The 20,885-nt window shown below is 65.2% G+C and carries 17 protein-coding genes; 7 read left to right on the forward strand and 10 right to left on the reverse strand.

Going from position 1 to position 20,885, the window contains the following annotated elements; genetic code table 11:
- The first annotated feature begins 93 nt into the window (after positions 1-93).
- The 3 genes from P1K31_RS17105 to P1K31_RS17115 all read left to right on the forward strand — a co-directional run bounded on the left by P1K31_RS17105 (position 94) and on the right by P1K31_RS17115 (position 2,462).
- A complete protein-coding gene (locus P1K31_RS17105) occupies positions 94-534 on the forward strand; it encodes a universal stress protein (RefSeq protein WP_276306527.1) in 441 nt (146 codons plus the stop codon).
- Between the two features lie 132 nt (positions 535-666).
- Entirely contained in the window at positions 667-954 is a 288-nt protein-coding gene (locus P1K31_RS17110; RefSeq protein ID WP_276306528.1) for a hypothetical protein, read from the forward strand.
- Positions 954-2,462 (forward strand): sodium:solute symporter family protein, encoded by a 1,509-nt coding sequence (locus tag P1K31_RS17115; RefSeq protein WP_276306529.1) that lies wholly within the window; start codon positions 954-956, stop codon positions 2,460-2,462. The genes P1K31_RS17110 and P1K31_RS17115 overlap by 1 nt, the downstream gene beginning before the upstream one ends.
- Positions 2,463-2,503: 41 nt before the next feature.
- On the opposite strand, the gene P1K31_RS17120 is transcribed toward P1K31_RS17115, so the two are convergent.
- On the reverse strand, positions 2,504-3,043 hold the full coding sequence (locus P1K31_RS17120; RefSeq protein ID WP_276306530.1) for a hypothetical protein: 540 nt from the start codon (positions 3,041-3,043) through the stop codon (positions 2,504-2,506).
- A 49-nt stretch (positions 3,044-3,092) separates the two neighbouring features.
- Positions 3,093-4,394 (reverse strand): MFS transporter, encoded by a 1,302-nt coding sequence (locus P1K31_RS17125; RefSeq protein ID WP_276306531.1) that lies wholly within the window; start codon positions 4,392-4,394, stop codon positions 3,093-3,095.
- Between the two features lie 149 nt (positions 4,395-4,543).
- Between P1K31_RS17125 and P1K31_RS17130 the strand changes: the two genes are divergently transcribed.
- The 3 genes from P1K31_RS17130 (at position 4,544) to P1K31_RS17140 (ending at position 8,263) form a co-directional block, all read left to right on the forward strand.
- On the forward strand, positions 4,544-6,007 hold the full coding sequence (locus P1K31_RS17130; RefSeq protein WP_276306532.1) for an amidase: 1,464 nt from the start codon (positions 4,544-4,546) through the stop codon (positions 6,005-6,007).
- Between the two features lie 88 nt (positions 6,008-6,095).
- Positions 6,096-7,724 carry a long-chain fatty acid--CoA ligase gene (locus P1K31_RS17135; RefSeq protein WP_276306533.1) on the forward strand — a complete coding sequence of 543 codons (1,629 nt, stop codon included), beginning with the start codon at positions 6,096-6,098 and terminating at the stop codon, positions 7,722-7,724.
- A gap of 68 nt (positions 7,725-7,792) precedes the next feature.
- Complete coding sequence (locus P1K31_RS17140; protein WP_276306534.1) at positions 7,793-8,263, forward strand: MaoC family dehydratase; 471 nt, start codon at positions 7,793-7,795, stop codon at positions 8,261-8,263.
- A 1,166-nt stretch (positions 8,264-9,429) separates the two neighbouring features.
- Here the strand turns inward: P1K31_RS17140 and P1K31_RS17145 are convergent.
- From P1K31_RS17145 to P1K31_RS17170, 6 genes are all read right to left on the reverse strand, one after another.
- Entirely contained in the window at positions 9,430-10,767 is a 1,338-nt protein-coding gene (locus tag P1K31_RS17145; protein WP_276306535.1) for a class II aldolase/adducin family protein, read from the reverse strand.
- A 116-nt stretch (positions 10,768-10,883) separates the two neighbouring features.
- Positions 10,884-12,059: an ABC transporter ATP-binding protein gene (locus P1K31_RS17150; RefSeq protein WP_276306536.1), complete on the reverse strand. Its 1,176-nt coding sequence runs from the start codon at positions 12,057-12,059 to the stop codon at positions 10,884-10,886.
- Position 12,060: 1 nt separating this feature from the next.
- A complete protein-coding gene (locus P1K31_RS17155; RefSeq protein WP_276306537.1) occupies positions 12,061-13,134 on the reverse strand; it encodes a 2-hydroxyacid dehydrogenase in 1,074 nt (357 codons plus the stop codon).
- 100 nt (positions 13,135-13,234) lie between these two features.
- Positions 13,235-14,104 (reverse strand): carbohydrate ABC transporter permease, encoded by an 870-nt coding sequence (locus P1K31_RS17160; protein WP_276306538.1) that lies wholly within the window; start codon positions 14,102-14,104, stop codon positions 13,235-13,237.
- A gap of 1 nt (position 14,105) precedes the next feature.
- Positions 14,106-15,026: a carbohydrate ABC transporter permease gene (locus P1K31_RS17165; protein ID WP_276306539.1), complete on the reverse strand. Its 921-nt coding sequence runs from the start codon at positions 15,024-15,026 to the stop codon at positions 14,106-14,108.
- A gap of 12 nt (positions 15,027-15,038) precedes the next feature.
- Positions 15,039-16,475 (reverse strand): extracellular solute-binding protein, encoded by a 1,437-nt coding sequence (locus tag P1K31_RS17170; RefSeq protein WP_276306540.1) that lies wholly within the window; start codon positions 16,473-16,475, stop codon positions 15,039-15,041.
- Positions 16,476-16,762: 287 nt separating this feature from the next.
- Between P1K31_RS17170 and P1K31_RS17175 the strand changes: the two genes are divergently transcribed.
- Positions 16,763-18,256, forward strand: a complete 1,494-nt coding sequence (locus P1K31_RS17175) for an FGGY-family carbohydrate kinase (protein ID WP_276306541.1) — start codon at positions 16,763-16,765, stop codon at positions 18,254-18,256.
- A 63-nt stretch (positions 18,257-18,319) separates the two neighbouring features.
- On the opposite strand, the gene P1K31_RS17180 is transcribed toward P1K31_RS17175, so the two are convergent.
- Entirely contained in the window at positions 18,320-19,153 is an 834-nt protein-coding gene (locus tag P1K31_RS17180) for an aldo/keto reductase (RefSeq protein WP_276306542.1), read from the reverse strand.
- 153 nt (positions 19,154-19,306) lie between these two features.
- Positions 19,307-20,872 (reverse strand): FGGY-family carbohydrate kinase, encoded by a 1,566-nt coding sequence (locus P1K31_RS17185; protein ID WP_276306543.1) that lies wholly within the window; start codon positions 20,870-20,872, stop codon positions 19,307-19,309.
- Between the last annotated feature and the right edge of the window lie 13 nt (positions 20,873-20,885).

Raw genomic sequence — 20,885 nt, forward strand, 5'->3', positions numbered from 1 at the left:
TCGACGATCGCCGCCGCCGAGGTGACGAAGTGCGGTAACGTGTAGCAAATTTTGAAAAAGTGTTAAATGCTCTCGACGTAACGGTCGATCGTGATGTACCGGAACATCCTGGTGCCGGTCAACGGGACAGCCCAGTCCGAGACGGCGATCCCCCACGCGTTCGACCTCGCCGAGGATCGTGATGCGACGGTACATGCGCTGTGCGCCTTCAGCCGAGGGAGTCGGTACGGAGCCCTGTCGATAGAGTCCGCCGAACACCGCGAGGAGTCCCTTCAGGAACGGGCCGATCGCATCGTCGGGAACGTCGCCGACCGGGCGAGGGAGGCGGGGGTCGATTGCGTCACCGTGACGCGCGAGGGTGACCCGACCGAAGCCATCCTCGATTACATCGACGCGGCGGACATCGACGTCGTCGTCATCGGCGGCCGCAAGCGCTCGCCGGCCGGCAAGCTTCTGTTCGGGAGCGTCACCCAATCGATCGTGCTCCACACGGACGTCCCCGTCATGATCACCGGCGGACGATCCGACGACTGACGACACTCATGTGTGCGAACATGTATGGTGCGATAAGAAAGGGTCAGATTTATAGTGCCTATTGGTATCGTAACGCACGAATGGGTCGACGAGAACGAGCGGAGAGGTCCCGAGACGAGGGATGATGCAATCATGAGTACGGAAACCGAATCCAGTTCGCGCCAGGGTAGTCCGGAGATAGGGTACAGTGACGTAGAGATTCAGCGCTCGGCGGGGCTCCGCCCGATGATGGTGACCGCCGCGCTCGTGCTGATATCGTGGATCCTCCTGACGGGGCTCCCGATATACTGGCAGTCGGGTGACGGAGAACTCACCCTGTTCACGTACACGAGCGTCCTCTGGGGCGTCGTCATCATCGTCCTGGGATTCGTCTACGAGTACTGGGTCACGTCCCTCGAGAACGACGAGGAGGGTCGGTGATGCTTCCGATAGTCCCGCTTCAGGACGGCGTGACCCCGGAGGTGTCGAGCGGGCCGCTCGCCATCGGCATCGTGCTCGCGTACTTCGCGGTCGTCATCGGCATCGGGGTGTACTTCTACCGGAAGTCCCGCGAGTCGACCGCCGACTTCTGGATCGCGGGCGGGAGCATCCCGCTGTGGGTGCAGGTGTTCGCCGTCCTGTCGGTCACTGCCAGCGCCGGGTCGTTCTTCGGCTACGGCGGATTCGCGTACGCGTTCGGCGCGGCGTTCGCGGAGTTCGTCCTCGTCGCCGTCGCGGCCGGCGGCCTGTTCATGATGATCTTCATCGCAGCCCCGATCCGCCGGAGCGGCGTCTACACGGTCCCCGACTACCTGCGCCAGCGCTATCAGAGCAGCAACGTCCGCCTCCTGGCCGCGATCATCTTCACCATCGCGGCGTGGGCGTACCTCATCCCCCAGATGACCGCGGGCGGCATCACCATCGACTTCGTCATCCCGCAGCTCAGCTACGAGCTGGGAGTGCTGGTCGGTGCCATCGTCTTCGCGCTGTACGTCTCGCTCGGCGGGATGTGGGCCGTCACGTGGACGGACTTCTTCCAGGGCATCATGATGTTCGTTCTCACGATCCTGCCCGTCCCTCTCGTGTGGGCGCAACTCGGCGTCACCGGGACGCTCGACGCCGCGATGCAGATCGACCCGGCGTTCGGCTCGACGAGCGCGCCGGGGCTGATGCACCTCGGCATCGGTCTCGTGTGGATCCTCGCGTTTCTCGCGCTCCCGCAGATGGGACAGCGCGTCCTCGCGAGCGACTCCGATCGAACCGCTCGCCGGAGCTTCATGTACATGAACATCCTCTACATCTTCTCGTTCACGCTCTCGATCTTCTGGGTGGCCGGCGCCGCCAAGGTGCTGGAACCGAACCTCGCCAACCCCGATTACTTCTACTACGAGGTGTTGAGCAGCTACTTCGGTCCGGTCGTGCAGGGGCTCGGCGCGGCGGGGCTGCTGTCGGCCGTCATGTCAACGACCGACGCGTTGCTGGTCGCGCTCAGCGCCAGCGTCTCACACGACATCCCTCAATCGCTCGGCTTCGATCTCGACGAGCGACGGGAGACGCTCCTCGGCGTCGGGGTCACGTGGGCCGGCGCGCTGACCGCCGCCGTCGTGGCGTTCAATCCGCCCGCCATCATCGGTCTCATGACGACCCTCGTCGCCGGAGGCGCCGCCAGCGGACTGTTCCCGGCGCTCGGTCTGGGAACGTGGTGGAAGCGCGGTAACTCCTACGGAGCGATGGCGTCGATGATCGTCGGGTTCGGAACCTACGGCGTCCTCCTGTTCGGTAACGTCATGCCGGTGCCGTACACGGAGTCGCTGGTGGCCATCCCGCTGGGACTGCTCACGTACATCGGCGTCAGCCTGGCGACGCGACGACCGACCGGCGAGGAACTCGCCGGGTTCATGGAGTTCCACTCCCGCGAGTCGTTCCTCGAATCCGAGGCCGACGACTGAGCTACCGCACCGGGACCTCCCCTCCCGATCTCGTGCCCCCGTCAACTGGGAGTAGTAGCCGTCGATCGGTCCACCCCGAGCCAGTAGCGCCAGAGCAGCTTCACCTTCAGGCGCAGGAGCACCGCGAGGCGGAACCCCACGTGGTGCGTGAGCCGCCACGGCGGACGGTCGCTCCGCTCGACCAGTTCCGACACGAAGGAGGCGATGGCCGGCCGGCTGTCGGCGTCGATCCCTCGAACGTCGACGACGCAGACGTCGGCGGTCATCTCCTCGCGCATCTCCTCGGTGGAGAAGAATTTCAGCATGTAGCCGACGACCGGGTTGCTCTTGGCGGTCACCGCCTCGACGGTGAACGGGACCGGAGCCTCGACGTCGATGCGGACGCCCTCGTCGCCGGCACCGAGCATCAGCTTCTCGGCGCCCGTCGTATCGATCACCTCCGTCGAGTACTCGTACCCGAGGGCATCGAGGGAGTCGGTCGCACGGGAGAGGAACTGCTCGCGGGACATCCCGCAGAACGAGCGCCAACGGCGGCCGATGTACAGCGTGAGCACCTTCCGGAGCATACCGTCGACTGGCATCGGCCGTCAAAGACTCTTACCATCCAAGCGACCGGTTCCGGTCGACGGCCTACCCCGGAGCGTCGTCGCGGCCGAGGTGCCGTCGCTCCCCGATCCGTCCGGCGAGCGCGACGAACCCGGAACCGACGAGGGCGCCCCCGCCGAACGCGACGAAAACGGGGTCGTAGTTACCCAGCAGTTCGAACCCGAAGCCGGCGAGCGGCGGTGCGACGAGGCCCGAGACGGCAAACGCGAGCGACATGAGCGGAAACAGCGTGTTGAGGTTCGAACTCCCGAACAGATCCGCGACGAGCGCGCTGAACAGTCCGCTGAACCCGCCGTATCCGACGCCGTAGACGGCGACGAGCGCGAACAACGCCGTGGCGTCGGGAGCGCCGGCGATGAGGCAGATGACCGCCCCCATCAGGACGCCACAGGTGACGAACGTGCGAGTCCGGCCGACCCGGTCGGAGACGCTGCCGATGCCGAACCTGGCGATCGTGGACGTGAGGCCGACGAGAGTGATCGAGGCGACGCCGGCAGCCCGCCCGAATCCGGCATCCGTGGCGAAGAGGACGACGTAACTGACCAGGACGTACACCGGTGCGGACAGGAGCACCCACCCCGAGAACACGAGGACGAAGCGCCGGGTCGTCACCTCGGGCGGGATCCGGTTCGAAGCGGGGACGTCCCGGGCCGACCCGGGTGGGCGATCCGACCCCTCATCAGCGTCGTTCACCGACCGCCGAGTCGCGTCTTCGAACTCCTCGCCGACGGCCGCGGGGTCGTCGACGAAGAGCGCCACGACGATCACCGAGATGGCGGCGACGACGGCCGCGAGGGTGCCCATCGCGACGCGCCATCCGAAGGACGCGATCAGTACGTCAGCCCCCCACGGAAAGACGAGGAGGCCGACGCCGAGCCCCGAGGAGGCGATCCCGGTCGCCGCGCCCCGTCGTCGGTAGAACCAGCGGGGAGCGGTCGCGAAACTGATGACGAAGAGCCCGGACATCCCGACCGCGGTGACGACGCCGAACGCGGCGAGGACTTCGAGGTAGCTTCGCGCGAGCGCGGTCCACACCAGCCCCGCCGAGAACAGCAGTCCCGAAACCGCGCCGACGCGGCGCTGTCCGTACCGGTCGACGTACTGCCCCGCCCGGACCCCGACGACGTAGAGGAGGGCGGTCTGGAGCCCGAATACGCCCGCCAGGAGCGACCGGGAGACGTCGAACGCCCCGGCGAAGGCGTCGTAGAACACGCCGAACGCGTAGCTCGTTCCGAACACCGCCATCGACGCCAGCAGGCTGGCGAACACGATGACCCAGCCGTAGTAGACGCGGTCGGCGAGCACGCGACGCCAGTCGGAGTGCATTCGCCCTACAGGGGACCGCTCGGCTAATGACTGTTGTCACTCCGCGGGACGAGCGGCCGCGTCGGTCCGTGATCTCAACTCGGATCGACACGCACCTTCGCCGTGCGCTACGCACAGAGTTATTACGCGACCGACTGATGGGGGGAGTGATGGCCGAAGAGCGCTGTTTCCTTCCGGCGACCGAACTCGCGGAGCGGATCGCCAGCGGGGACCTCTCGCCGGTCGAGGTCGTCGATGCGTATCTCGACCGGATCGAGCGTCGAAACGACGTCGTCAACGCCTACGTCACGATCACCGGGGACCGCGCGCGCCGGGCGGCCCGCGAGGCTGCGCGGGCGGTCTCCCGGGGCGACGACCTCGGTCCGTTACACGGGGTCCCGATCGCGATCAAGGACCTCTTCGCGTTCAAAGCGGGGGTGCGGCACACGTTCGGCTCCCGGGTCTTCGCGGAGCGCGAGTACGTTCCGGACAGCGATGCGCCCGTCGTGGAGCGACTGGAACGCGCCGGCGCGATCGTCCTCGGGAAGACGAACACGCCGGAGTTCGGCAACCGGGCGACGACGGACAACGCGCTCGTCGGCACGACCGTGACGCCGTTCGCGCCCGGCAGGACGGCCGGGGGAACGTCCGGCGGCAGCGCGGCGGCCGTCGCCGACGGGCTCGCCGCGCTCGCACAGGGGTCCGACGCCGGCGGATCGATCCGGATCCCGGCGTCGTGCTGCGGCGTCTACGGGCTGAAACCCTCCTTCGGGCGGGTACCGAACGGGTCCCGCCCGAACGCCTTCGCCGAGCACACCCCGTTCGTCCAGCACGGGCCGCTCGCCCGAACCGTCGCCGACGCCGCGGTGATGCTCGACGCGGTGGCCGGCCCCCATCCCGACGACCCGTTCACCCTTCCGTCGCCCGACGAGTCGTACCTGGACGCGGTCGACCGACCGATCGACGGGATGACGGTCGCGTACTCGCCGGACCTCGGCACGTTCGTCGTGGACCCCGAGGTCCGGACGGCCGTCGAGGCGGTCGTCGAGGCCCTCGCCGACGCGGGAGCCGACGTCGTGGAGGTGGACGTGACGTACGACCACTCCCCCGAGGAGATCCGGGACGCGTGGCGGACCCTCTTCCAGGTTCTGATGGCCGACGTCGCGATGAAGATCGAGGTCCAGCACGGGATGGATCTGCTCGAGGAGCACCGGGACGGGATCGATCCGCTGTTCGTCAGGATCGTCGAGGCCGGTCGACGGTACTCCGCCGTGGAGTACAAACGCGCCGACGTGGTCCGTACAGACGTCTACGACTCGATCCAAGCCGTCCTCACGGCCCACGACCTGCTCGTGACGCCGACGCTGGCGGTACCGCCGTTCGACGCCGACCTCGTCGGTCCGAGCGAGATCGACGGCCAGGCGGTCGATCCGTTCATCGACTGGATCCTCAGCTGGCCGTTCAACATGACCGACCACCCGGCAGCGTCCCTCCCTGCGGGATTCACCGGGGACGGGCTTCCGATCGGCGCACAGCTCGTCGGCCGACGGTTCGCCGACGGTGACGTACTCGCGGCGAGCGCCGCCTGCGAGCGGCACAACCCCTGGCGAGACGCGTACCCGCCGTCGCCGTGATCCCGATCGCCGTCTCGACCCGCCCGAGCGCCCGGTCCGCTCCCGGGGCTGGAAAACACTTATCCCCCATCATTTGGTACAGGGTGTCATGCCGTCGAGCGATTTCACCGTCTACCCCCACTTCTGGCGTGCGACCAGGTTGTTCCCCGAGAAGGAGATCGTCTCCAGAGGCGGCGACGGCCAGGGGACGCACAGATACACCTACGAGGCGTTCGGCGAACGGGTCCACGCGCTGGCGAACGCGCTCTCGGAACTGGGGGTCGAACGGGGCTCTCGCGTCGGGACGTTCGGCTGGAACCACCATCGGCACTTCGAGGCGTACTTCGCGGTTCCGCTGATGGGTGCGCAGCTCCACACGACGAACGTTCTGCTGCCGGACGACCACGTGGAGTACATCCTCAACGACGCCGGAGACGACGTCCTGTTCGTCGATCCGGGCGAGCCGTTCCGGACGATCGAGCGGCTCTGGGACCGTCTCGACACGATCGACGGGATCGTCGTCATGGGCGAGGAGCGACCCGAGACGGCGCTCCCCTGCGTGTCCGTTTACGACGCAGTGCTCGAGGAACACGACGAGGCGTTCCCGTGGCCGCAGCTTCCCGGCGACCACCCGGCCGGCATGTGCTACACGTCGGGAACGACGGGGCGGCCGAAGGGCGTGGAGTACACCCACGAGATGATATACGCCCACTCGCTGATGGCTATCGCGCCCGTCACCTTCGACGTCGACGAGTCGGACGTCGTGATGCCGGTCGTACCGATGTTCCACGTCAACGGCTGGGAACTCCCGTACGCAGCCTCCGTGACGGGTGCGAAGCAGGTGTACCCGGGGCCGTCGCCGGAGCCGGCCGATCTGGCGAGGCTCATCGAGGAGGAGGCGGTGACGTTCACCGCGGGCGTTCCGACCGTCTGGATCAATCTGCTCGAACACCTCGAACGCGCCGACGCCGACCTCTCCAGTCTCGAGCGCATCCTCACCGGCGGGAGCGCGGTCCCGGAGAGCGTCATGCGACGCTACGACGAAGAGTACGACGTGACCATCGAACACGCGTGGGGAATGACCGAGACGATGAGCGTCGGGAGTTACTCGCGGCCGAAGTCCCACATGCGGTCGGCGTCCGCGGAGGAGCGGTACGCGATCCGACAGAAGCAGGGGCTACTGTCGCCGGGGCTCGTGATGAAAGTCACCGACGACGACGGGTCGGAGGTACCCTGGGACGGCGAGTCGTTCGGGGAACTCTACGTCCGCGGACCGACGGTCGTAGACGAATACTACAATCAACCGGAGGCGAACGAGGAGGACTTCGAGGATGGCTGGCTGAAGACCGGCGACGTCGTTACCGTCGACGAGGACGGCTACATCGAGATCGTCGACCGCGCGAAGGACGTCATCAAGTCGGGCGGCGAGTGGATCTCGAGTATCGAACTCGAGAACGAACTGATGAAGCACGATTCGGTCGTCGAAGCCGTCGTCGTCGGCGTCTCGAACGATCGCTGGCAGGAACGGCCGCTCGCCTGCGTGGTGAGGAGATCCGACGCCGACGTGGACGCCGAGGAACTCCGCGACTTCCTCGGTCGGACCTACCCGCGCTGGTGGCTCCCCGACGAGGTCGTGTTCGTCGACGAGGTGCCGAAAACGGCGACCGGGAAGTTCGACAAGAAGGTGGTACGGGACCGATACGAGGACGCCGAACTCCGATGGACGCCCGGTGGCTGATCCAGGCGGCCGGACGATCAGCCGGGGCTCCCCCGAACTGATTTATCACCTCCGGGCGGGGAGTACGTATGACCCGATACTTCGAGGACCTCGACGTCGGCGACGTCTTCGAGGCCGGAAGCTACACCCTCACCGGGGACGAGATCGTCGAATTCGCCGAGCGGTTCGACCCCCAGCCGTTCCACACCGACGAGGCGGCCGCCGAAGGTTCGATGTTCGGCGAACTCGTGGCGAGCGGGCTCCACACCATGTGCATCGCGAGCAAGCTGACGGTCGAGGGGCCCTTCGACGACATCGCCAACATGGGTGGCCGCGGAATGGATTCGCTCCGGTTCTTTCGACCCGTGCTCCCCGGCGATACGCTCGCTGTCGAGATCGAGGTCGTCGAGAAGTCGAGGGCTGACAGGCACCCCGAGCGCGGAGACGTCACGTTCGAACAACGCGTCCGCAACGACGACGGCGATCCGGTGCTGTCGCTGCTCCTGTACAGTATCGTCCGGCGGCGTCCGGAGACTTCGTCGCCTAGAGCGTCCGAGTGAGCGCGGGCGTTCCTCGAGAGGGAGGGTGACACTCGCGGTGTTGCGAGCGAACGGGGCGACACAGATATGCACTCGTTCGATGAATTTGGCGTCAGTACGGCTACTCCGAACAGGAGTTAGTGATGCGAACAGCACCAACCGAGGGTCAAGGGATAAACACCGCTCTGAGGGATATCGTCAACCCCAACAAAGACGATTTTCACCGCCCTACTGAGTTTTCAGGAATATGTATAATACCAGTATTACTAGAAGTAGCAGGCGGATAACCTCAATACTAATTACTCAATCTTCAGAGCAGTTTATCCGCCGTCAGTTTGGCGGAGGGTCTGGAAGACAGTGTCACGAGTACAATACCACGGCTCGAGAACAGTGCCGACTGATCGGTTTATATCATCGAGGTATCTGAATACTCAGAGTACTGTAGACGGGGGCCTTCTAGGGATGAGCGGCGGAGGGTAGTACGTCCGCCATCATCGCCCAGACCGGGGAGCGTTTTAAATACTCCACACCGCACAGAAACCCCTCAATCTTTTTTATAATACGCCTCGTCTAATGCACAAATACGACAGATAATCTACTGAGCGTCATGTCGTCGGCACGACGGAGGTAGGATGTGCGAACATCCTCACCGTAATTATCCATCAACAGTCCGACGTACACGATCAATGGTTATTCATGGATCGACCCCAAAGCCCGTTCCTCTGCGTGATCATTAACGCAGTTCACCGAGTTGTCCCATCGAGAAACATAAGAAGTAGCTAAATAGCGCACCCAGTGACCCGTTCCTTCGCTTATTATCCGAGTACAGTGATGAACGTGTAGACGATGTCCGACAGCAATTCAGTTTTCGAGTAATTAATTATAAATGATTGTCAAGTGATACACGTCACGTACATGCTATCTGGAGATGGAGGCGAGTGGCTACGACATGATGAGCGAAAGGAGGCGAGAAGAGCGTCTACTTGATCGGAGAGCGGCTAAACTGGAGAATGACGCGCCTTCGACTGATGTAACGGAGATCTCGTGGAACAGGGGTCTTCATTCGTTTACTGCTAGTAGTACGAACTCCGAATACCGTTCTACTACCGGAGTAAGCCGGTAGACAGCGCCGGTAGTTGCGGTGAGGCTAGTTTCCGATCGTCGGTGCTGTCGATGGCCGACGGGCGTCAATTACCGCTCGCTTGCCCGTAGCTGCGGAACCTTTCGGTGAGCGTATCGATCTCCTCGTCGGGGAGGAGTGTCGGCTCGCCGACGGTCGTCGCCTGGTAGTGGATCCGGGCACAGTACTCGACCATCAGGGCCCGCTCGAAGGCGGCCTCGACGGTCCCGCCGACCGCGATCGTCCCGTGGTTCTTCAACAGACACGCGTCGTACGCCTCGCCCAGCGCGTCGACGGCGAATTTTCCGAGTTCCTCGCTACCGGGCTTTTCGTATCCGGCGACAGGGACCTCGTCGCCCGCGAAGGCGATGAGGTAGTGGGAGGCGGGGATCGCCTCGTCGAGGCTCGCGAACGTCGTCGCGTACGGCGAGTGGGTGTGGACCACCGCCCCCACGTCATCGCGCTCGCGGTAGATCATCGCGTGCATCGGCGTCTCGCTGGACGCTTTGAGTTCGCCGGCGGTCTGCTCGCCGTCGAGGTCGACTACCGGTACGGTGGCGGGGGTCACGTCCTCGTAGGGTACGCCGGAGGGGTTGATCGCGATGCGGTCGCCGTTCCGGGCGCTGACGTTCCCACCCGTCCCCGTCGTGAGCCCCTGTTCGAGTAACTGCACGCCGAAGTCGGCGACGGCCCGCCGCTCGTCGGGCAGTTCGTCCGCGCCGGGAACCGGCGCGACGGGGTCGACGTCGTCCCGTGCGCTCTGCCCGTAGTTCTCGAAGACGCCCCGGAGCCAGTCGATCTCCTCGTCGGGGAGGAGCGTCGGCTCGCCGACGGTCGTCGCCTGGTAGTGGATCCGGGCACAGTACTCGACCATCAGGGCCCGCTCGAAGGCGGCCTCGACGGTCCCGCCGACCGCGATCGTCCCGTGGTTCTTCAACAGACACGCGTCGTATGCCTCGCCCAGCGCATCGAGCGCCAGCTCGGCGAGGTCCTCGGTCCCGTAGGTCGCGTATCCGGCGACCGGTATCTCCTCGCCCACGAAGGCGATGAGGTAGTGGGAGGCGGGGATCGCCTCGTCGAGGCTCGCGAACGTCGTCGCGTACGGCGAGTGGGTGTGGACCACCGCCCCCACGTCATCGCGCTCGCGGCAGAGCGCCGCGTGCATCCGGTGTTCGCTCGATGGCGTACGATCGCCGGCGATCCACTCACCATCGAGATCGACGATCGGCACGTCGTCGGGGGTGATCTCATCGTAGGGCATCCCCGAGGGGCTGATCGCGATGTGGTCGCCGTTCCGGGCGCTGACGTTCCCGCCTGTCCCCGTCGTGAGCCCCTGTTCGAGCATCCGTCGGCCGTAGTCGCTGATCTCCCGTCGTTCCGTCTCGAGTTCCGTTTGCAGTGTCATGGTGGTCGTGTTCTACGTTGGTCGTATTCCGTATCGATCGCGTTCGGCGTCGATCGTACCGTTCTCAACTGAATTGGCCGACGATACAATCGTCGGCCATCCGACGGGACGGCACCTCATTGCGGTATGGCCGCCGCTCGGTCGTGGTAGGACCTGCCGTCTGTCCCCTGGGATTTCAGGGTTCGGCCGTCCTCGTCGAAGAGGTGCAACGCACTCTCGTCGAAGGTGTAGGTGACCGGCGTCCCGTCCTCGGGCGTGTACCCCGAGTCGACGCGGGCGATCCAGTTATCGCCCGCCGGGTGGCTGAGCGTGAGGAAGTTATCGCTACCCATCGGTTCAACCACGTCGACGAGCGCGTTGAGCAGCAGTGGATCGTCACTCGACCCATCAGGGACGATTTCCACGTCCTCCGGACGAACGCCCAGCGTGAGGTTCGTCCCTGGTTCGACGCCGGCCTCAGCGATGCAATCGTCGCCGACCGCGTAGGTCGCCGACTCGTCACGTCGGGCGACCAGCCGATAGTCTCCGTGGTCGCCCTCGATGCGCACGTCGAAGAAATTCATCGACGGTGATCCGATAAACCCGGCGACGAAGCGGTTCGCGGGGTGGTCGTACACTTCGTTCGGGGGGGCGACCTGCTGGAGTTCGCCGTGGTTCATCACCGCGACGACGTCGGCCATGGTCATCGCCTCGGCCTGATCGTGGGTGACGTACATGGAGGTGACGCCGAGATCACGCTGGAGTCTGGTGATCTCCGTCCGCATGTGCGTTCGGAGTTTGGCGTCGAGGTTCGACAGCGGCTCGTCGAACAGGAACGCCCGCGGTTCGCGAACGATCGCCCGCCCGAGTGCGACACGCTGGCGCTGCCCGCCGGACAGTTGCGACGGTTTGTCGTCGAGGAGGTCCTCGATACCCATCATCTCGGCGACCTCCTCGACGCGGGACCGCACCTCGTCCTTCGAAAGATCGCTCGAGTACTTCAGGCCGAACCCCATGTTCTCGCGTACGCTCATGTGGGGGTAGAGCGCGTAGTTCTGGAACACCATCGCGACGTCCCTGTCGCGCGGTTCCTTCTCGTTGACGGGCTCGCCGGCGATCGAGATCGTGCCCTCGGTGATGGATTCGAGGCCGGCGACCATGCGCAGCGTCGTCGACTTCCCGCACCCCGAGGGGCCGACCAGGACGAGAAACTGGCCATCGTCGACCGACAGCGAGAGATCGTCGACGGCGACGATACCCCCGTCGCCGGAACCGTACACCTTCGTGACGTTCTCGATGTCGAGGCGCGCCATCTCAATCGTCACCTACGTCCGACGCTAGCGTAAGCGTTTCCTCGTTGGCGGCGTGTTCGGGGGATTCGCCGTCGAGCACGCTGGCGATGTCGTCGACGACCATCTTCGAGTGGCGGTCGATGACCTCTTCGGCGGCGCCCGCGAGGTGGGGCGTCGTCACGACGTTCTCCATCTGCAAGAGCGGGTGATCGTCGGGGAGCGGTTCGCGGTCGTAGACGTCGAGGGCGGCCCCCCGTAGTTCGCCGGCCTCCAGCGCTGCGACGAGCGCGTCCTGATCGACGATGGCTCCGCGAGCCGTGTTGATGAAATACGTCTCGCTGGACATCAGCGCGAACTCCTCTTCGCCGATCAGCCCGCGGGTCGCGTCGGTGACCGGAACGTGGACGGAGACGAACGTCGAGCGTTCACAGAGCTCCCCCAGTTCGACTTTCTCCACCCCCAATTCGGCCATCGTGTCGCCGTCGACGAACGGGTCGTAGCCGACGAGTTCCACGTCGAACCCCTTCGCGCGCTGGGCGACTTTCCGGCCGATCGCGCCCAGGCCGACGATACCGAAGGTCTTGTCCTCCAGTTCGGGCCCCTTCAGTTCGACGTACGGGGAGCCCTTCGCGACCCCCCACGTCACGTCCTCGCGCTCGCCGCCGGCGGCCGAGTCGTCGCGCGGTTTGCCCGTGTACTCGCCGACGTGCAACAGGTGGTGACTGTGGGCGATGTGTCGGGTGACCGCGAGGAGCATCCCCAGCGTGAAGTCGGCGACGCTGACGGCGTTTCGTCCCGGGGCGTACAGCACCGGGATTCCGCGCTCGGTCGCGGCGATGATGTCGACGTTGGCGTCGGGACCACCGCGCGTACACGCGATGATCTTCAGGTCGGGGGCGGCGTCCATCACGTCCGCGGAGACGCCCTCGAACCCCACGACGAACACTTCGACGCCGTCAAGTAGCGGTTCGAGTTCCCCCGGCGCGAGACGCTCGGTGCGGTCGTCGATCGGACGGTACTCGATGTCCATGCCGAGGTCGTCGGTCAGTCGGTCGCGGCTCGATTCGTCGAGGTTTGCGGTGATCAGTGCCTTCATGCGGTATGTCGTTCGTCGGTCGGTAGTGATACGCTCATCGGACGGTACGTCTGTCGGACGGTAGTCGTTTTCGGCCCGTGGTTGCCACAGCCGTCGAGGGTCATTCCTTGACCGCCCCCATGGTCATGCCCTCGACGAGGTAATCCCTGATGAGGAGGCTCAGTACGATCGGCGGGAGGATCGTCAGCGTTCCGGCAGCGCCCAGCATTCCCCAGTTGATCGAGAGGTAGCCCATCGAGGACTGAATGACCAGCGGGGCGGTCTTGTCGCCGCCGCTCGTGAGTACCAGCGCCAACATGAAGTTGTTCCAGGAGAAGATGAAGCCGATGAACGCCGCGGCGGCGATGCCGGGCGTTACCAGCGGTACCACGATCTCGCGGAACGCCTGAACGCGGTTACAACCGTCGACCAGCGCCGACTCCTCGAGCGAGGAGGGGAGTTCGTCGATGAACCCCTTGACGATCCAGATGACCATCGGCAGCGTGATCAGCAGGTGCGTGATCGTCAGCCCCAGCAGGCTGTCGGTCAGCCCTACGGACGTGTAGAAGATGTACAGCGGGACGAGGATGGCGAGCGGCGGGACCATCCGCGTCGAGAGGATGTAGAAGCTAATATCGTCGTCGGCGGGGACGTTCAGGCGCGAGAGCGCGTACGCCGCGGGTACGCCGACGATGACGCTGACGGCTACGGACCCGCCGGCGACGACGAAGCTGTTGAACAGGTACCGCTGGAATCCCAGCTGCGTGAACAGATCGGTGAAATGCTGGAAGGTGACCTCGAAGAGGAGCCAATCCGGCGGCAGGTTCATTATCGAGGACTGCTCTTTCAGCCCCGTGGTCACCATCCAGAAGATCGGGAACAGCATCCAGAGGCTGACGAGGACGCCGAAACCGTACTTGACCGCGAGCTTCACGAACGCGACGGGATCGTCGGTGACCGTTTCCAGGCGCGTATCGGTTCTCGTCGCCATCTCACTGCACCCCCACCGCTCGCAGGATACCCATCGTGGTCACGATCGTGACGACGAGCAGGATCAACCCCAGCGCGGCGGCCTCGCCCCCCCGGAGGAAGACGAACGCCACCCGGTAGAGGTAGACGTTCAGGATCTCCGTCGACGTTCCCGGCCCGCCCTGGGTGACGAGCCAGATAATGTCGAAGCTCCGGAAGCTACGCATCAGCCGGAAGACGGCGGCGATGGCGAGCATGTACCTGATCCCCGGTAACGTGATGTGCCGGAAGATCGCCCAGCGGGGCGCGCCGTCGACGCGCGCCGCTTCGTACAGCGATTCCGGGATGGACAGCAGGCCGGCGAAGACGATCATGATCACCAGTGGCGTCCACTGCCAGACGTCGATCACGATGACCGTGAACATCGCCATGAACGGGCTAGACGTCCACTCGGGGATCGGGAGACCGGCCAGATACAGGAGGTAGTTGACGACCCCGATACGGCCGTTGAGCATGAGCCGCCACATCAGCCCCGTCGCGATCGGCGTGACGACCATCGGAACGATGAAGATCGTCCGGAAGATCGGCCGCCAACGCTTCGATAGCGAGAAGAGGTACAGCGCGAGGGCCGTTCCCAGGATCAGCTCGACGGTGACGGAGACGCCGGTGAACACGACCGTGTTCCAGAGGGCGTTGTGGAACCGCTCCCCGCCGAGCAGCGCGGCGTAGTTGGCGGTTCCGACGAACGCCCGTTCACCGCCGCCGAGCGGCCACTGGTGTAGACTCATCCAGATACCCTGCAGGAAGGGGTACAGCGAGAGGAACATCAGGATGAGTACGGAGGGTAGCAGGAACGACCACTTCAGCGCCCGATCCGAGATCTGCAGGCGGTTCAGCACGGGCTCGCGTCGGTGGTCGTCCGCCAGCGCGCCGAGTCCTAGCATCGTCGATCGCCTCTACTGTGAGATGTACGCATCCGGGATCTTCTCCGCGATCTTCGTGATGTCCGGCGCGGCGTCGTCGAGCGCCCGTTCGGCCGACTTAGTACCGGTGACGGCAGCGTTCATGGCGATGGCGGCTCGACTCATGATGTCCATGTTCTGTGGCGTGTCGAGCGGTACCGGCGGTGGGCTCGACGGGACGGCGTCCATGCCCTCGCTGTGTGCGGTGCGCCAGGATTCCTTGTTACTTTCGTTGAACCCCTTCTGTTCGAACAGCCAGTTGCTGCGCGCCGGCCCGTACGTCGGCTGATCCTGCCACTGCGCCGTGTTCTGTAGTAGAATCGCCGGTCGTGAGGTCGCCCACTGGAGGAACAGCCACGCCGCCTTCGGGTTTTCGGAGTACTGACTGACGCCGAGCGCCCACTCCCAGGTATCGGCGACGACGTCCCCGTCCGGTCCGGGGAGGGGAGGCAGCCATTTCGTTCGCCGATACTGCTGTCGAGTGAACGTCCCGACCGCACTCGGCGTGTGGTAGGCGATGCCCACCTGGCCGTTTCCGAACGCCTGGTTGGCCTTGTACCAGTCGAAGGTCCCGATGTCGGACGGCCCGTACTCGCCCATCATCTCGGCGAACAGTTCGAGCGACGCGATCCCCTGCTCGGAGTTCAGCATCGCTTTGCGGTTGTCGCGATCGATCCAGTTCGCCCCGAACGACTTGAACATCGTCGCCCAGTTGGCCGAAGAGAGCGTGGTCGAGCTCGCTCGCGAGCAGATACCCGAACGATTCACCTCCTCCGACTCGTGGATGGTCTTGGCGGCGTCGCGTAGCTCCGTCAGCGTCGTCGGCTCGCCGATACCGAGTTTCTCGAACGTCGGCTCGTCGTATGCGACGCAGCCGTACGCCTCGACACCGAACGGCATCGCGATCTGCTCGCCCTGGTAGGTGAACGCCTTTAGCGCGCTCTCCGGGTAATCCTCCAGGTGGAGCCAGCTCTTGTCGGTGATCGACGAGTCGTCGATGTACCGGGTGAGGTTCCGTACCCATCCGGCGTTGTGATAGCGCGCACTCGGCCAGAGCCCGAGGAAGAACCCGTCGTACTTCCCGTTCTTCGAATTGAGGTCGAGCGTGAGCTTCTGCCAGAGCTGGTCCTCGGGGTAGGTGTTGAACGTGACGTCGATACCGGTTAGCTCCTTAAAGTATGGCAGAAGCGGTTTCGTCACCTCGGTGAACGGGTGAACGTTCATACCGAAGGTGAGCGAGGTCCCCTCGAACTGGCCCCAGTCAATGCCCGCTTCGCGGGCGTGCTCGTTGATTCGAGTACCCCACTCCCCGACCGCCTCTGACTTCGACGGCAGGTCACTCCCACCGGACGAGCTGTTGTTACCCGAACCGTCGTCCACGTTCAGGTTACCGCTGTCACCGCCACCGCCGAGACAGCCCGCGATACCCACCGCTGATGCAGCTCCGACCGAGTGGAGGAAGCGTCGCCTCACAATCCGTGATGTCTGATTCCTGTCGCTCATCGTTGTCTCCGTCGACCGACGACGTGACTCCTACGCTGACGAGAGCCACCGGCCGACGTTGTTTGTCACACACTGACGTGCGCTACTAACCACCTCTGTAGTGATCTACCATAAATATTGGGGATAGAACCGGTCCGATCGCTCGGCTGTTGGTTCGGACCGGTCGAAGTCATCCCACGGCAACGTTTATCACGATCTGTTCGACTACAGTCACTGTGACCGAAGCGATCATCGGTATCGACGCGGGTACGTCGACGATCAAGGTAGTCGCGTTCACCCTCGACGGCGATCAATTGGTGCGACGGACCCGGCCGACGCCGGTCGTTCGTCCCGGTCAGGGGCTGGTCGAACAGGACATGGCGGTGACCTGGGAACGGACGGCCGCGGCGATCAGCGACGTCGTCGCAGTCGCGGACGGTGACGTAGCGGCGGTCGGCGTCACCGGACAGGGTGGCGGCTGCTGGCTCGTCGACGCAGACGGCGACCCCGTTCGAAACGCCGTCCTCTGGTCCGACGGGCGGGCGGCCGACTACGTGGACGAGTGGCGGACCGACGGCACGTACGACGCCGTTTTCGATACGTTCGGCTACGGACTGTTCCCCGGAATGGCGCTGCCGATCTTTCGCTGGCTACGCGAAGAGGCCCCCGACGCGGTCGATCGGACGACGACGGCGTTCGCCTGCAAGGATTGGCTGAAGTTCCGACTGACCGGCGAACGAACGACCGATCCCAGCGACGCATCACTGATGCACTATCGTCCCGCCGACGGCGAGTTCGACGCGGCGGTCGTCGAGCGGTTGGGCGCGGGCGGACTCGCCGAGCGCATCCCCGAACTGGCGAGGGGTACCGACGTCGTCGGTCGCGTCACCGAGTCGGCGGCCGCCGCCACCGATCTGCCCGCCGGAACGCCGGTGATCTCGGGCGTGATGGACGTCGCGGCCGCGGCGTTCGGCAGCGGTGCGGCGACTCCCGGGTCCAACTCCGTGGTCCTCGGGACGACCCTGCAGTGTCAGACGGTGCTCGCAGAACCGGTCTTCGAGCCGCCACGGGCGGGGTACACGCTGGCGCTCGGCGTCGAGGGGCTGGGACTGCGCGCGATGGGCGCGATGGCCGGGACGCCGAACCTCGATTGGGCCACCGAGACGCTCGGCGTCGATGTCGACCGCGCGGAGACGATGGCGCGCGCCGCACCCGTCGGGGCAGACGGCGTCGCCTACCACCCGTACCTCAGCGCCGCCGGCGAGAAAGCGCCGTTCGTCGCTCCGGGCGCGCGGGCGCAGTTCACCGGGCTCACGCCCGAACACGGCCGTGAGCATCTCCTGCGGGCGGTCTACGAGGGAGTCGCGCTGGCGGCCCGCGACTGCTGTGCGGCGCTCCCCGGTGACGTCGATCGGTTGTCGCTCAGCGGTGGCGGGGCGCGCTCGGAGCTGTGGTGTCAGCTGTTCGCCGACTGTCTCGACGCGACGGTCGCCGTCCCCGCCGGCGAGGAGTTCGGCGCGAGAGGGGTGGCGCTCCTCGCCGGTCTGGCGACCGATGCGTACGACGATCTCACGGACGCCATCGATCGTACCACCCGCGTCAAGCGGTCCTACGAGCCGCGTCCCGTCTCCGCGACGAAGTACGATCGGTGGTTCGAGTTCTACCGCGAGAGCCGGGAGGCGATGGTCGAGGTTTGGAAGCGTCGGCGTAGGGCCCTCGCCACGCTCTGAGCGTCCGGCGGCAGACGTCGTCCCCTATGCTGTGACAGGTGGATGGGTCGAGGGGATCTCGTCTCACCGCGAGATACCGTACGTCTCGTGATCGGCGTCGATCATGTACACACGCTCTCGTCGATCGATCGCGGTGATTCGCCCGACGTCCTCCGGGTCGAGTTCCCAGTCGTCGATCGCGCGGTTCGACCGGATGTGCTCCTCGGTCGTCGAACGGGGGATCGTGGCGACTCCCTGCTGAATCTGCCAGCGGAGGACGATCTGTGCCGGGGGCTTCCCGTAGTCCTCCGCCACCTCCCGAATCACCTCGTCGTCGAACACGCGAGTCCGGGCGAGCGGTGCGGCTGCGGTCAGCGCGACGTCGTTCTCGCCGCAGTACGCGCGGAGTTCCTCCTGCTGGAACCAGGGGTGGAACTCCGCCTGGGTCACGCCGATCGGCACGTCGGAGATACGCCGGGCGAACATGAGCTGGTAGGCCGTGAAGTTGCTCACGCCGACGTTGCGGACCAACCCGTCCTCGTGGAGGGTCGCCATGGCGTCGAGGGTCTCCCGGAGCGAGACGGCCGGGTTCGGCCAGTGAACGAGATAGAGGTCCAGATACGACGTGCCCAGTCGGTCGAGGGAGGCCCGACAGGCCGACAGGACGTTCTCGTAGTGGAGATTCGACGGGACGACCTTCGAGGTCAGAAAGAGGTCGTCTCGGTCGTAGTCGGCGAGTGCCTCCCCGACGGCCGACTCGTTTCCGTACCCCTCGGCGCAGTCGATGTGGCGGTAGCCAGCGTCGAGCGCCGTTCGAACCGCAGCCGGGACGGTCTGGGGGTTGATGTCGTACGTCCCGAAGCCGAGTAGCGGCATCTCGTCGCCGCTCGGGAGCGTCCGGGTGGGGATCGCTGTCAAGAGTGATACACCGGTACCACGGTCCTCCCCGAGTGCTATTCAAGGTTCGGTTCCGCGATAGCTCTCGCACGGCCACGAGCAGGGTATTCACCGCTTTTCCCCCGCTCGCTCGTATCACGTCGGCTCCGATCCGGGTATGGCTCGATCGGCGGCTCAGATCTTTCCCGCGGCGTCCGTCTCGCTCGGTTCGATCCCGGCGGTATCGGTGGCCATCCGTCGGAGGTCGTCGAGGGCGTCGATACGCCGATCCCAAACGTCGAACGTCGCCTCGTAGGCACTCTTGTACACGTCGTACCACCGCCGGTACTGCTCCACGCACTCCGGTCGCGGTTCGAACGACCGGCTAACCGACGACGTTTCCCGGACGGCACTCTCGAGGTCGTCGTAACGCCCGGTCGCGATTCCCGCGAGCAGCGCCGCGCCCTTCGCGCCGAACTCCTCGCCCTCGGGAACGAGTATCGTCGCGTCGAGGCAGTCGGCGAACATCTGACACCAGAAGTCGGAGTTGGCTCCGCCGCCGCTCAGGTAGATCTCGTTCGCGTCGTACGGCAGACTGTCGTAGCAGTCCCGCATCGCGAGCGAGATACCCTCGTACACCGCGCGGACGAGGTGAGCTTGCGTGTGCTCCTGCGTGAGCCCCATGAACTGGGCACGGGCGTTCGGGTCGGAGAAGGGAGCCCGCTCGCCCGCGACGCTGAGAAACGGGTGGTAGAGGACGCCGTCCGATCCGATGGGGACGCACTCTACTTCCTCCTCGACGAGGTCGAACTCCGTCTTGTCCATGATCTCCTCGATGGCCCAATCGAGGTTCGGCGTCCCGGTCATCGAGGCCATGAATCGACTCCACCTGCCTTCGTCGAGCGCGGCCGTCATGCCGACGCGCCCCGGTCCGGTGATCGGCTCGTCGAGGAGCGTCTGACTGAGCGACGTCGTACCGACGACGGACGAACCGTCGCCGGGCATAACGGCGCCACTCCCGATCGCGGAGGCGGGGACGTCGAAGAAGCCGGAGACGACCGGCGTCCCGTTCGGAAGCCCGGTCCGTCTCGCCGCCGCCTCGGTCACCTCGCCGACGAGTTTCGTTCCGGGGACGAGCGGCGGTAGCATGTCGGCGATTTCCGGCATGTCGACGACGGAGAGTACCTCGTCGGAGTACTCCTGTGCCGCGACGTCGAGATACGGCAGTGACGCGTCGCTGAAGTCGGTCGCCCGTACTCCCGTCAGCCGGTATTTGAGCCAATCCTTGCACCAGAAGACCGTGGAGGCCGCCTCGACGGTTTCCGGTTCGTTGTCTTTCAGCCAGCGGAGGATGGCGAGGCTGCTCCCCGGAAACTGACTGCCACCGCAGATGTCGTACAGTCGATCCTCGATTCCCTCCTCCTGCCACCGTTTGACGTATTCGCCGGCGCGGCCGTCGGACCACAGGATCGCGGGGCGAACGGGGTCGCCGGCCTCGTCGATGAGCCAGCAGCCGTCGCCCTGACCCGTGACTCCGAGCCCGACGATTTCGGCATCTTCTTCCAACGACTCGACGACGGCTCGAACGGTTCGGGCCGTCTTCCCCCACGTCGTCTCCATCGACTGTTCGGCCCACCCCGATTCCGGATTCTCGACCGCGTTTTCGACGCTACTCCGGTGAAGAGAAGCGCCGTCGAGCGTGAACGCGACCGTTTTGATGACGGTCGTCCCCGCGTCTATACCGAGCAGTACCTGCGTCATAGTTGATGATAGT

This window comes from Halomarina halobia (genome assembly GCF_029338575.1).
GTDB lineage: Archaea > Halobacteriota > Halobacteria > Halobacteriales > Haloarculaceae > Halomarina > Halomarina halobia.